Raw genomic sequence first — 13,152 nt, 5'->3', positions numbered from 1 at the left:
CATGGCGGTCCACCCGGCGGGATCAGATCAGAGGACTGGATTTCGCGTCGCGAGTCGCATCGACGAGGGGCAGATCATGCTGAAGAGCAGGCGAATTCCGACTTGGCTGGCCAGACGGTCGTATTTTAAGCGGATCGAGCGTTGGGCGAAGATCGGCAAGGCTCGCAAGATGGCACCCGAGGCCACTTCCGTTCCCATGCCATCCAACGTGGTGCTGTTCCCGATGCGCATGAACCGGCCGGAGCGCCCGGCCTTCGAGGATCTGCGCGAGGTCGGCACGGCCTAGCCGTCGGAACGCCAGAGCCGTCCAGGGCTTGTCCGCCGCGTCGGATCGAGGAATCCTTCGCCGGAGACAGGCGGATCCGGAACCTGGAGGGGGTGTGCCGCAGGGTGGGCTTGATCGGGGCGGAGGACCGGTCCGTGGCCGCCGCTCCGTGGCGCGCCTGACGCTCGCGTTCGCGCTGGGGCTCGGGCTCATCGGGGCGGGCGCGCTGTGGCGCTACGCGGAGGGGCTGCCGCCGCTCGATCTCGCCGTCGCCTCGGCGCGGTCGACGGTGGTGCTCGACCGGTCCGGCACGCTCCTGCGCCCGTTCGCGACCGCGGACGGGCGCTGGCGCCTGCCGGTCACCGCCGACACGATCGATCCACGCTATCGGGCGATGCTCGTCGCCTACGAGGATCGCCGCTTCGCGAATCATCCCGGGATCGATCCCGTCGCGGCCCTGCGGGCCACGATCCAGTGGCTGAGGAATGGGCGCATCATCTCGGGCGGGTCGACCCTGTCGATGCAGGTGGCGCGCCTCGTCGAGCCGCGCCGGGAGCGCACGCTCGAAGCCAAGCTCCGCCAGATGGCGCGGGCGCTCCTGCTGGAGCGGCGCCTCGGGAAATCCGGCCTCCTCGACCTCTATTTCGCCCTCGCCCCCTACGGCGGCCCGCTCGAGGGCGTGCGCGCGGCGAGCCTCGCTTATTTCGGGCGGGAGCCGGTGCGGCTGACGGCGGCCCAGGCCGCGCTCCTCGTCGCCCTGCCGCAATCGCCCGAGACCCGCCGGCCGGACCGCTTCCCGGACCGCGCCCGGGCCGCCCGCAATCGGGTGCTCGACATCGCCAGTGCCCGGGGCATCCTCACCGCCACCGAGGCCGAGGCCGCCAAGAGCGAGCCGGTGCCGACGGCGCGGCGCCCCTTCCCGATGCTCGCGGCGCACGCCGCCGAGGAGGCCGTGGCGGCCGACAACACCGCCCCGGTGATCCGCCTCGCCATCGATGCGCGTTTGCAGGAGCGGCTGGAGGCTCTCGCGTGCGAGCGGGCCGTCGCGGCCGGCCCGGGCCTCTCGGCCGCGATCCTCGTCCTCGACAACAGCAATGGGCGCGTTCTCGCCCAGGTGGGCAGCGCGGGCTACCTGGATTCGACCCGGAATGGCGCGATCGACATGACCCTCGCGGTGCGCTCTCCCGGTTCCGCGCTGAAGCCCTTCGTCTACGCCATGGCCTTCGCGGACGGGCTGGCGCATCCCGAGACGCTGCTGGAAGATCGCCCCGCGCGCTTCTCGGCAAGCTACGCGCCGGAAAATTTCGACCTGACCTTCCAGGGCACGGTCACGGCCCGTCGGGCCCTGCAGCTCTCGCTCAACGTGCCTGCGGTCGAACTCATGGACGCGGTCGGGCCCGCGCGCTTCATCGCACGGCTGCGCGCGGCGGGCGCCGCGATCGTGCTGCCGCGCGAGGCGGCGCCGGGCCTGCCGGTGGCGCTCGGCGGTCTCGGCATCACGCTCACCGATCTCGCGCGCCTCTATGCCGGGCTCGCCCGCGGCGGCACGGTGCCTGATCTCCTCCGCCGAGCCGAGACGGCCCCGGCCGGTTCCGAGCACCGGGTCGCAGAACCCGTGGCCGCCTGGTACGTCGCCGACATCCTGCGCGGCACCCCGCCGCCGGAGAACGCGCTGCCGAACCGAATCGCCTACAAGACCGGCACCTCCTACGGCTACCGGGACGCCTGGGCGGCGGGCTTCGACCGGCACGTGACCGTGGTGGTCTGGATCGGCCGGCCCGACGGCGCCGCTGTTCCGGGCCTCGTCGGCCGGACGGTCGCGGCGCCGATCCTGTTCGACGCCTTCGCGCGCCTCGGCCGCGAGCCAGAGCCGGTGCCCCAGCCCCGAGACGTGCTGGCGGCCGGGCCCGGCGGCCTACCACCGCCGCTCCGCCATCTGCGCCGCGAGGTCCCCGGCGCGCCGGGGCCGGCGCTGCGGATCGCCTATCCCCCGGACGGCGCCCGGATCGATCTCGGCCTCGGCACGGCCGGGCACGATGGGGAGGGCACGGCCGACGGTCCGGCGCTCGCCCTCAAGGCCCTGGGCGGGGTGCCGCCGCTCACCTGGATGATCGATGGTCAGCCCGTCGTGCAAACACCGCGGCGGCGCGCCGCGTGGTCCCCGACAGGTGCCGGCTTCGCGCGGATCTCGGTTCTGGATTCTACGGGCGCGAGCGACAGCGTTTCCATCCGGCTTGAATAGCCCGACATCATCGTTCTTGCCGTCGAAGCTTGGCCGCTACGTGATTTTGAATACAGAAATACATGTAAGGCCCGGAAACTTCCTGCGGAGATTCATCGGTCATCAACGAATATGGGTCTACTCGTGACCTGTGAGGTTGGTGATGGCGTGGAAGGTCGGCGCCGCGGTGGCGGTGCTTCTCGGATTTGTCGGGGTTAGCGGGGGCGTCGGCAGCGGCCCCGATCCGCGCCGCGCGGGCTGGCGCGACGCCTACCGCGCGCCCACCGAAATCCCGTTTCCCGCCGAGAACCCCTACACGGCCGCGAAGGCCGACCTGGGCCGCCGCCTGTTCTTCGATCCGATCCTGTCGGGCGACGGCACCCGGGCCTGCGCCACGTGTCACATCCCGGATCTCGCCTGGGGCGACGGGCGCGCCCGCGCGGCCACGCGCCAGCAGGGCGACATGGATCTGCGCACGCCGACGCTCGTCAACATCGCCTGGCAGGACGGGCCGCTCGGCTGGGACGGCAAGTTCCGCACGCTCGAAGCGGTCGCGGCCATGCCGATGGCGTCGCCGGGCAACATGAATCTGCCGATGCCGGACGCCCTGGCGCGGCTCTCGTCCGACCCGAGCTACGCGGCGGCCTTCGCCACAGCCTTCGCAGACCCCGAGATCACCCGGGAACGGCTTGAGGCGGCACTGGCGACCTTCCAGCGCCTGATCGTGACCGGCACGACGCCCTTCGATCGCTGGATTGCCGGCCAGGAGGACGCGATCGGAGAGCCGGCCAAGCGGGGCTTCGACCTGTTCAACGGCCGGGCCGGCTGTGCGAGCTGCCATTCCGGCTGGTCGTTCACCGACAACTCGTTCCACGATATCGGGGTCGGGGTTGGCCCGGATATCGGCCGCGGACGGTTCAAGCCCACGTCGCTCGCTCTGCAATACGCCTTCAAGACGCCGACCCTGCGGGAGATCGGCCAGCGCGGCCCCTACATGCACGACGGATCCGTGCCGACCCTCAGCGCCGTGATCGATCTCTACAACCGCGGCGGGATCGACCGTCCGAGCCGCTCCCGGTCGATCAAGCCGCTTCAGCTGACCGCGGCGGAGCGGGCGGATCTCCTGGCGTTCCTGGCGACGCTCTCGACCAGCACCGGCCGCGACCTCGTCACGATCTCGTTCGCCGCCAAAGCGCCGGCACCCTGACGGACCGGCTCGCATCGGGCCGCAGTGCGGCCTGACGCGGCCGCCGGACCGCGCATCAGCGGTCGAGCGCGGGCCCGCGCTGCGATCCGCCCAGACTCCGTCGTTCAAAGCCCTGCAGCGCGGCGGCCAGCCGGGCCTCGCCGGCCGTCACATCGTGCGAGAGGCTGAGTACCGTCGCGAGGATCCAGACGCTTCCGAGAAGGCTGACCACGGCGACACCGACCAGCCCGTAGGTCAGCAGCCTGTTCCGGCGCAGATCGGACTTGATCGTCTGCACGAGATCCCGGCTGTCTTCGGCAAGACCGTTTCGCGCAGCCACCAGTTCATTGTACATGTTGGTGATGGCGTTGGTGGACATATACACCAGCAGCAGATGGACGACGAAGTCGTCGTCCGTCGTGGTGTTCAAGGCGGCCGCGATCCGCACGGCGAGCTGGCGCTCCCAGGGCTGGAGATCGCGGCCGTGGACCGACCGGTAGAACCGCTCGAGGTTGGTCACGGCCGGAGCGCATCCCGCCAGGCCATGTGGAAGTTGCGGCGGAGGCGACGCCCCTCGACGCGCAGCCGCATCGGCGCGCCGGTCGCGAGCGTCTGCCACGTCATGTGCTGAACCCGCAGCGCCTCGATCAGGCGCTCGCCGATCCGCTCGATCTCGATCACGCGGAAGTTCGGCTGCTTGCGCAAAGCCCGCACGAGATCGGACGCTTCGAGGTAGTCGAAATTGGTCGCCTGCGCGGTGTTCTTCGCGAGGATCGCCCGATCGCACTCGATCAGCATCGGCCGGAGTTCCTTGAGGACCTCGAGGGCCGTGGGATCGACCGCGCCGGCCGCGACCACCACGGAGAGGCGGACATTGGCCTCCCGGCAGCTCTCGACGATGATCTCGGTGCAGCGCCGCGTCGTCTCCGTGTCGCCGGCCGGAAAGTCGACCACCACGCAGCGCTCGGGCGCGTCCACCACGCGTTCGATCATGTCCTGGCACAGGGTCGGGTCGACGCGTCCGGTGCTGTCCTCCGCACGCAGACGCTGCCGGCAGCAGGACACGCCCGGCCGGCGCGGCACGAAATTGTCGCTGCCGGGGCTGGTCTGCGTCATCAGCGCGGTGTGGAAATGCCGGTTGGCCGGGTCGGTGTCGATCGCCAGCACCGGCCCGACCTCGGCACACAGATCGGCGATCTGCAGGGCGATGGTGGTCTTGCCGACACCGCCCTTGCCGCCGAGGCACAGGACGAGAACCTTCGCGGCCGAGCCCAGAAGGTCGCGCTGGATGTCCTGGATCTCGTCCGGGCTGTACCAGGCCGGAACCTTGATCTGCGTCGCGTCGGTCATGAGTGTCTCCTTGCTTCGTGGTGGATGCAGGCGTCCTGCGCGCGCCTCTGCGCCGCCCGGCACGGACCTGCGGGTTTGTCAGAGCTGATGCGTTGCGCGTTGCGCCCGCGCATGGGAGCGGCCGGCCGCGGGCGCCGATGCGCGGCGCCGCGGCGTTCCGAGCGGAGGCCCGATCCCGCCGAAGCGGCCGCGCGCACGAAGGCTGAACTGTCTCAAGCAGCCGATCCGATCATGCGCCGAGCAGGGAGCGCCCATGGCGCTGGCGGCCCACGTCCGGGCTGAGCAGAAGCGACGTCAGGCGGAACGCCGGCCCGGGACCGCGCAGCCCGGTGAAACGCTGTCCCGGCACCCCGCGCCGTGTGCCTGTGCTGAGCTCGCCGTCCACCCGCACCACCCGAATCCCGCTCCTGGCTCGTGCCTCCGGTGAGATGCTTCAGCAGATCTCATCTCGTCCAGGCGAAGCACGATCAAGACTCTGCGCATGCGTCCGCGATATGCAAGCCTCACCACGCAGATGTCGATATGGTTTCCTCCACCGTATCGCAAACACCAGTGAATCAATCGCTACCAACGATTTGGCATGACGGCGTGTTTCATTCCGAATAACACACATACATAATCACAGATACATCAAAAATGGCAATCTAATCTACAAATAGTGCAATTTTTGAGACCGAATTCGTTTATTGACAGCACAACGCCGCCACGAAGTGGGAAACACGCCGGCGCCGGGCTGGCTTCGCTTACGGCAAGCTGGACGTCGGGCGGGTGCTGCGCAGCCCCGCGAGCAGACGGGATTTCCGGCGGGCGCAGTTACCCGATGCGGCACGTCCGGTGGGCCGCGAAACGCGGCAACCTCCAGCGTCCTGCAGCCCCATGCCCAGCGCAGAAAAAGCAGGAGTCAGAAGGGCCTACGCCGAATCCACAGCGTTAACCTTTCACTCATATTCGTTAACAAACCATTGGCTAAAATTGCGCGAAGATATGTAAATGGCTGAGTAACCACGGTGTCGCTGTGCAGCGACGAGGGTCCGATGCCAAGATCCAAGAACAAGCGGTTATCGGTTGTCGGCGCTTTCGGCCTGTCCGGCCTGTTCACACTAGCGGCCCCGAATGCGGCCCAAGCCCACGTGAAGTGGTTCTGTGCCTACGACGTGGCCGGGCAGCCGCAGGGCCTCGAGCAGGTGCTGTGCGTGGACTTCGAATGGCTGACGGCCCTCGCCCTGGCCTGCCTCATGTTCGGCTGCCTCGCCGAGGGTACGCCGTTGGGCGGCGCGCTGCTCAATGCGCTCGACCGCGTGACCGCGCGGATCCGCACGGATACCGAGCTGCTGGTGCGCGCCACGCTGGGGTTCTTCCTGGTCTCGCTCTGGGAACTCGGCGGCATCATCCTCACGCCCGAGCTCAAGACCGACGTCGCCTGGATCCCGTGGCTTCAGCTCGCGATGGCCGCCTGCCTGATCTGGCGCCGGACCATGCCGATCACCGGCCTCGGCCTCGTCTTCCTGTTCAGCTTCGCGACGGCGCAGTACGGGCTGTTCCACCTCGCCGATTACCCGATCTTCCTCGGCATCGCCGCCTACCTGATCGCCCAGGGTCTCGGCCTGAAGCCGTTCGACATCCGGCCGCTCGACCTCGTGCGCTGGACAGCCGCCATCACGCTGATGTGGGCCTCGATCGAGAAGTGGGCCTATCCGGACTGGACGGCGCCGCTCATTGCCGCCAAGCCGCAGATGACGATGGGTGCGACGCCCGAGCTGTTCATGCAGGCCGCCGGCGTCATCGAGTTCACCCTGGCCTTCGCGCTGATCTGGACGCCGCTCGTCCGCCGCACCTCGGCGATCATCCTGGCGGCGATCTTCGTCTCGGCGATCTTCGAGTTCGGCAAGGTGGACGCGATCGGCCATTCCGGGATCATCGTGGTGCTTCTGGCGATTGCCGCCGACGATGTCCGGGTGCCGGTGCGGGCCCGGCAGGCGCTGCTGGCGCCGGCTTATTATGGGGCGGCGCTCGCGGCCTTCCTGTTCCTCTACTACGTGGGGCACGCGGCCCTGTTCGGGGGCTTGAGCGAGATACCCGTCATCTGACGACGGTCCTCTCCGCGTCCCGGTTCATCGCGCCGCGAGAAGCGGCGCGATCACGTCGGTGAGGCCATTGATCAGGATCTGCGTGCCGACGCAGAGCAGCAGGAAGGCGAACAGGCGCCCCACCACCCGAGCCCGGGCCGGTCCGATGAGCGCCACCACCCGGTCGGCCGAGGCGTAGATCAGCGCGACCGCCGCGGCGACCACCAGGGCGGCCAGCGTGATACCGAGATAGAATCCGAGCCGCTCTGCGTAGGCCTGGGGCCGGTTCGCGCCCAGGGTTATCGCGACCGCGATCGTTCCGGGCCCGGTGGTGAAGGGCAGGGTGAGGGGGAAGAAGGCGATCTCGGACAGCGGGCCCGGCGCCTGATCCGCCTGCGGTTCCGAGGGGACCGACCCGCGATCCGCCGAGCCCGAGGCTTCGGCCTGCTTGCGCGCTTCACGCGCCTCCGGCCGGTTGAGCTGGTTCCAGGCCGAGGACATCACCACGAGGCCGCCGGCGATGCGCAGCGCCGCCAGGGTGACGCCGAAGAAATTGAGGATCGGCGTGCCGGCCCAGAGGGCGCCGAGCATGACCAGCGCTGCGTAGACGCCGATCCGACGGGACAGCAGCACGCGCTCGGCATGGCTGTAGGCGCCGGTGACCTGGGCGAAGATGAAGGCGCCGCCGATCGGGTTCACGATCGAGATCAGGCCCGAGAGGGCGAGCAGGAACTGCTGGACGGTGAAATCGATGCTCATCTGGGCCGGCCCGTGTCGCGGCCGATCTTAGACGCAGGGCCGCTTAACAATCGTGTCGCCCGCCCGGGTCAGCCCGGAGACGGTGCCGGCACCAGCACCCGGGCCGGCGCGAGGCGGCGGGCGCGCCGCACCTGCTGCACGGCAATGGGCCGATAGAGCTGCTTCGTGGCATCGACCACGTGCAGGCCCGCGAAGGGCAGGGACAGGCTGGTGCCGAGCCGCTCCCAGGCAGGGCCGGTGCGCAGCATCAGGCGCGAGCGGACCGGCGGCATGTACAGGGTCTCGGACCAGTTCACAGGCGAGAACAGCGTGTCGCGCATCAGCCGGCCGAGCTGCGAGCGGCTGTAGGGCTGGCCGTGGCCGAACGGCGTCGCCTCGCGGCGGGCCCAGACGCCCCGCCGGTTGGGGACTACCAGGATCATGCGGCCGCCGGGCGTGAGCGTGCGCCAGACCTCCTGCAGCAGCTCGGTCGGGCTCTCCACGGATTCGAGGGCGTGAACCAGGATGACCCGGTCGATCGCGGCCTCGGGAAGCGGCATCATGGTGGGATCGGCCAGGGCCGCGCAGGAGCGACCCGTGTCCGGCCAGTTCACGACGCCCTGCGTGGCCGGCATGAACGCCAGGGTGCGCTCCGCGATGCAGTGGATCGGGCCGAGATAGGGGGTCGCATAGCCGATCCCGAGGACGCGCAGCCCCGAAACCGAGCCCAGGAACTCGTGCAGCGCGCGCCCGACGACGCGGTGCGTCGTGCGACCCAGGGGACTGGCGTAGAAGGCTCGCAAGCCGTTGACGTCGAGACGCATGGAGGAGCAGAAATTCGGGACTGGAACGGTTGCCGTACTCAATGGTGAGCCGGACCGCCTGCGGCAAGCTCCGACGGAACCCGGCCGGACCGTAGCCTGTTCACGGCAGCAGCTTTCGCGCCCCGAGGAGATGCCGTTCGATGGCCGCCGAGACCGAGATCCGCACCTTCCTGTGCCGCAGCGACAATATCGGCGTCCTGATTCGCGACCCGGCCACCGGAGCCTGCGCGGCGATCGACGTGCCCGAGGCCGAGCCCGTGCTGAGGGCCCTCGATGAGACCGGCTGGCGGCTCACCGACATCCTCGTCACCCACCGGCACGCCGACCATGTCGAGGGCATCCCGGCGGTGAAGCAGGCGACGGGCGCGCGCGTGACGGCGCCCGCGAAGGCCGGGGACGCCGTCCCGCTGGTGGACATCACCGTGCGCGAGGGCGACAGGGTGCGGGTCGGCAACCTGGAGGCCCAGGTCTGGGAAACGCCGGGCCATTGCGCCGACCACGTCACCTACTGGTTCGCCGAGGCCGGCCTCGTCTGCGCCGGGGACACGCTGTTCACGCTGGGCTGCGGGCGGGTGATGGAGAGCCCGCCCGAGACCCTCTACCGGTCCCTCCGGCGCTTCGACGACCTGCCCGACGACACGCAGGTGTTCAGCGGTCACGATTATGTCCTCAGCAACGCGCGTTTCGCCCTGGCGGCGGATCCGGATAACGCGGATCTTAAGACCCGCTTCGCCGACGCCGAGCGGGCGAAGGCGCAAGGCCGGTTCCTGATCCCGTCGACCCTGGCCGTGGAACGGGCGACCAATCCCTTCCTGCGCAGCGCCGAGCCGGCCCTGGCCAAGTCGGTCGATATGCCACTGGAAAGTGATCCAGAGGCAGTGTTCGTCGCCCTACGAGCGTGGAAGAACCGCTTCTGACGCAGGGGGTAACGAGAAAAATTTGTTGCCTTCTCAAGGCGAACTGACACATAGGGTTATTTAAGCGGTCCTAATCCGCTGAGGTAACCGGGCTCCCGGGGGGAAGCCGCAACGTCAACGCGAAGCGCCGGGACGCTTCAGCCGGTATGATGGGGGTCCGTCTCGCCCTACCACCTGTCCACTTCCCGCCTTCCACTTCCGTTCCTCAAGCCAGAATCTGACGGATCCAAGGAAGAGGCGCTCACCGCCAAGGCCAAGCTCACCCTCGCCGATGCCGAGACCGGCACGCCCCGCGACGGTGGCAATACGGCCGGCGCAACGCGGCCCCGAGCACCGGTTGCGGCCGATGTGCGCCTGCTCGGTATCGCAACCGAACATCTCTCGCGGCTCGGGCCCAAGCGCGTGACGGTCGTGGCCGTCGCCGCCGAGGCGGGCATGACGCATGCCAACGTGTACCGCTATTTCCCGTCGAAGGACGCGCTCCTCGACGCGGTGGCGGGCCGCTGGCTGCGCGAGGTCGAAGCCCGGCTCGCCGGCATCGCCGACGCGCCCGATCCCGCCGACGACAAGATCGAGCGGCTGCTGACCGCCCTCGCGACGGTCCAGCGGGATGCCCTGTTCGACGAACCGAATCTGTTCGCGGTCCATCTCGACGCCACGGTCTCGGCCCGGCCGATCGCCCGGCGGCATCGCGTCCGGCTGCGCAGCCTGGTCGAGCGCGTGGTGGAGGAGGGTATCACCTCCGGCATCTTCTCGGCGCGCGATCGGGAGCGGGCGATCGCCTACATCTTCGACGCGAGCTACCGCTTCACGCACCCCCTGGCCATCCAGCACGATGCCGAAGTGCCCCGTGACCTGATCGAGGCCCGGTTCGGGGCCGTCATCCACGCGATCCAGCGGGTCCTGCGCTCCGGAATTCTCTGAAGGCAGACACAAACGCCTCGCTCTTTTGAAAGGCCCGGACCCTGCGTCCGGGCCTTCTGCGTTTCCGGACACGGCGAGGGCGTCCGGTGCGACGACCCGAAATGACAGGTTTTCGGATCTGTCATCCGAGCTTTGCAGCACCGGCGAGGCCGCGTGCACCGCACCTAAAACCTTCGCGATGCTGGCCTTTCTCTGGCCGCCTTCAAGAACCGTTTCATTGCCTACCCCGAAGGAGGGGTCCCCCGCCGGCCGCGCATCGGGTTGAAGCGGCGGTGCTTTTCGGCCACACAGCCGCGCAGAATTCAGAGCGGCGAATCCGGCCTCGAACGCAAGCGGACGAACGGTCCCGGCCTCGCGCAGAACATCCTAGACCTCGAACGCAGCGGAGACGAATCCGACATGGCTCGCAACAAGATCGCACTCATCGGTGCCGGCCAGATCGGCGGCACCCTGGCCCTTCTGGCCGGCCTGAAGGACCTTGGGGATGTGGTGCTGTTCGACATCGTCGATGGCGTGCCGCAGGGCAAGGCCCTCGACATCGCCGAGGCCGCTCCCGTCGAGGGCTTCGACGCGACCTATGCGGGCGCCAGCGACTATAGCGCCATCAAGGGCGCCGACGTGGTGATCGTCACCGCCGGCGTGCCGCGCAAGCCCGGCATGAGCCGCGACGACCTGATCGGCATCAACCTCAAGGTCATGCAGGCGGTGGGCGAGGGCATCAAGACCTACGCGCCCGACGCCTTCGTGATCTGCATCACCAACCCGCTCGACGCGATGGTCTGGGCGCTGCAGAAGTTCTCCGGGCTCCCGACCAACAAGATCGTCGGCATGGCCGGCGTGCTCGACTCGGCGCGCTTCCGCCACTTCCTCGCCGAGGAGTTCAAGGTCTCGGTGGAGGATGTCACCGCCTTCGTGCTCGGCGGCCACGGCGACGACATGGTGCCGCTGACCCGCTACTCGACGGTCGCGGGCGTACCGCTGACCGACCTCGTCAAGCTCGGCTGGACCACCCAGGAGAAGCTCGACGCCATGGTCGACCGTACCCGCAAGGGCGGCGGCGAGATCGTCAACCTGCTCAAGACCGGCTCGGCCTTCTACGCGCCGGCCGCCTCCGCCATCGCCATGGCCGAGAGCTACCTGCGCGACAAGAAGCGCGTCCTGCCCTGCGCCGCCTATCTCGACGGCCAGTACGGCGTGAAGGGCATGTTCATCGGCGTGCCGATCGTCATCGGTGCCAACGGCGTGGAGCGCGTCCTGGAAGTGACCTTCGACGCCGCCGAGAAGGCGATGTTCGAGAAGTCGGTCGCCTCGGTGACGGGCCTGATCGAGGCCTGCAAGGGCGTCGACAGCAACCTCGCCTGACCGGTAAGCGGATACCGGGCAGCGCGTCGCGTTCGGGGATTCGAGTCCCAATCGCCACGCGCTGTTCGCCGTCACCTATTCGCTCCTCCCTACGAGGCTCCGATGAATATCCATGAATATCAGGCCAAGGCCGTGCTGAAGGAGTTCGGCCTGCCCGTCTCCCGCGGCGTTGCCATCTTCAACCCGTCGGAGGCCGAAGCCGCCGCCAAGGAGCTCGGAGGCCCCGTCTGGGTCGTGAAGAGCCAGATCCATGCGGGTGGCCGCGGCAAGGGCACCTTCAAGGGCGCACCCGAGGGTGCCAAGGGCGGCGTGCGCGTCACCAAGTCGATCGACGAGGTGAAGCAATATGCCGGCGAGATGCTCGGCCAGACCCTGGTGACGATCCAGACCGGCCCGGCCGGCAAGCAGGTCAACCGCCTCTACATTGAGGAGGGGGCCCAGATCGCCGAGGAATTCTACCTGTCGATGCTGGTCGATCGTGTCACCGGTGGGGTCGCCTTCGTGGTCTCCACCGAGGGCGGCATGGACATCGAGGCGGTCGCTCACGACACGCCCGAGAAGATCCACACGATCGCGGTCGATCCGGCCACGGGCGTCATGCCCCATCACGGCCGCGCGGTCGCCAAGGCGCTGGGCTTGACCGGCGCCCAGGCCAAGGAAGCGGCCTCGCTCACCGAGAAGCTCTACGCGGCGTTCGTGGCCAAGGACATGAGCATGCTGGAGATCAATCCGCTGGTGCTGACCGCCGACGGCCATCTCAAGTGCCTCGACGCCAAGATTTCGTTCGACTCGAACGCGCTCTACAAGCACGCCGACATCGTCGCCCTGCGGGACGAGACCGAAGAGGACGCCAAGGAGATCGAGGCATCGAAATATGACCTCGCCTACATCGCGCTCGACGGCACGATCGGCTGCATGGTCAACGGCGCCGGGCTCGCCATGGCGACGCTGGATATCATCAAGCTCTACGGCGAGAGCCCGGCCAACTTCCTCGATGTCGGCGGCGGCGCCTCCGAAGAGAAGGTCACGGCGGCGTTCAAGATCATCACCGCCGATCCGCAGGTGAAGGGCATCCTCGTCAACATCTTCGGCGGGATCATGAAATGCGACGTGATCGCCAACGGCGTGATCGCGGCCGTGAAGGCGGTGGGCCTGCAGGTGCCGCTGGTGGTGCGCCTCGAGGGCACCAACGTCGAGCAGGGCAAGGCCATCATCCGCAATTCCGGCCTCAACGTCATCCCGGCGGACGACCTCGACGACGCCGCCCAGAAGATCGTCGCCGCCGTGAAGGGAGCCTGA

General features: G+C 68.6%; 12 protein-coding genes. 8 read left to right on the top strand and 4 right to left on the bottom strand.

Annotated elements, in window-relative coordinates; all coding sequences use genetic code 11:
* The first annotated feature begins 1 nt into the window (after position 1).
* From JOE48_RS03650 to JOE48_RS03640, 3 genes are all read left to right on the top strand, one after another.
* Complete coding sequence (locus JOE48_RS03650; RefSeq protein WP_245252704.1) at positions 2–286, top strand: hypothetical protein; 285 nt, start codon at positions 2–4, stop codon at positions 284–286.
* A gap of 94 nt (positions 287–380) precedes the next feature.
* Positions 381–2,507 (top strand): penicillin-binding protein 1C, encoded by a 2,127-nt coding sequence (gene pbpC / locus JOE48_RS03645; RefSeq protein ID WP_210027704.1) that lies wholly within the window; start codon positions 381–383, stop codon positions 2,505–2,507.
* Positions 2,508–2,649: 142 nt separating this feature from the next.
* Positions 2,650–3,693 (top strand): cytochrome-c peroxidase, encoded by a 1,044-nt coding sequence (locus JOE48_RS03640; RefSeq protein WP_210027703.1) that lies wholly within the window; start codon positions 2,650–2,652, stop codon positions 3,691–3,693.
* 55 nt (positions 3,694–3,748) lie between these two features.
* Here the strand turns inward: JOE48_RS03640 and JOE48_RS03635 are convergent, their stop codons facing one another.
* Both JOE48_RS03635 and JOE48_RS03630 read right to left on the bottom strand, forming a co-directional pair.
* Entirely contained in the window at positions 3,749–4,192 is a 444-nt protein-coding gene (locus JOE48_RS03635) for a hypothetical protein (RefSeq protein WP_210027701.1), read from the bottom strand.
* Positions 4,189–5,022, bottom strand: a complete 834-nt coding sequence (locus JOE48_RS03630) for an ArsA-related P-loop ATPase (protein ID WP_210027699.1) — start codon at positions 5,020–5,022, stop codon at positions 4,189–4,191. Before JOE48_RS03630 ends, JOE48_RS03635 begins: the two co-directional genes overlap by 4 nt.
* Before the next feature lie 1,034 nt (positions 5,023–6,056).
* Here JOE48_RS03630 and JOE48_RS03625 point away from each other — a divergent pair.
* Positions 6,057–7,109, top strand: a complete 1,053-nt coding sequence (locus JOE48_RS03625) for a hypothetical protein (protein ID WP_210027697.1) — start codon at positions 6,057–6,059, stop codon at positions 7,107–7,109.
* A gap of 24 nt (positions 7,110–7,133) precedes the next feature.
* Here JOE48_RS03625 and JOE48_RS03620 read toward each other — a convergent pair whose 3' ends face one another.
* The gene (locus JOE48_RS03620; protein ID WP_210027695.1) at positions 7,134–7,847 is read right to left on the bottom strand and encodes a MarC family protein; all 714 of its coding nucleotides are present in this window, start codon (positions 7,845–7,847) and stop codon (positions 7,134–7,136) included.
* A 68-nt stretch (positions 7,848–7,915) separates the two neighbouring features.
* The gene (locus JOE48_RS03615) at positions 7,916–8,650 is read right to left on the bottom strand and encodes a class I SAM-dependent methyltransferase (protein ID WP_210027693.1); all 735 of its coding nucleotides are present in this window, start codon (positions 8,648–8,650) and stop codon (positions 7,916–7,918) included.
* Between the two features lie 140 nt (positions 8,651–8,790).
* Between JOE48_RS03615 and gloB the strand changes: the two genes are divergently transcribed.
* The 4 genes from gloB to sucC all read left to right on the top strand — a co-directional run bounded on the left by gloB (position 8,791) and on the right by sucC (position 13,152).
* A complete protein-coding gene (gene gloB / locus JOE48_RS03610) occupies positions 8,791–9,567 on the top strand; it encodes a hydroxyacylglutathione hydrolase (protein WP_210027691.1) in 777 nt (258 codons plus the stop codon).
* Between the two features lie 348 nt (positions 9,568–9,915).
* Positions 9,916–10,491 (top strand): TetR family transcriptional regulator, encoded by a 576-nt coding sequence (locus JOE48_RS03605; protein ID WP_012317921.1) that lies wholly within the window; start codon positions 9,916–9,918, stop codon positions 10,489–10,491.
* A gap of 399 nt (positions 10,492–10,890) precedes the next feature.
* Positions 10,891–11,853 (top strand): malate dehydrogenase, encoded by a 963-nt coding sequence (gene mdh, locus JOE48_RS03600; RefSeq protein WP_091779812.1) that lies wholly within the window; start codon positions 10,891–10,893, stop codon positions 11,851–11,853.
* Between the two features lie 102 nt (positions 11,854–11,955).
* Positions 11,956–13,152 carry an ADP-forming succinate--CoA ligase subunit beta gene (sucC, locus tag JOE48_RS03595; protein WP_210027688.1) on the top strand — a complete coding sequence of 399 codons (1,197 nt, stop codon included), beginning with the start codon at positions 11,956–11,958 and terminating at the stop codon, positions 13,150–13,152.

Source organism: Methylobacterium sp. PvR107 (genome assembly GCF_017833295.1).
Classification (GTDB): Bacteria; Pseudomonadota; Alphaproteobacteria; order Rhizobiales; family Beijerinckiaceae; genus Methylobacterium.
This window is presented reverse-complemented; position numbering and strand designations above follow the sequence as displayed.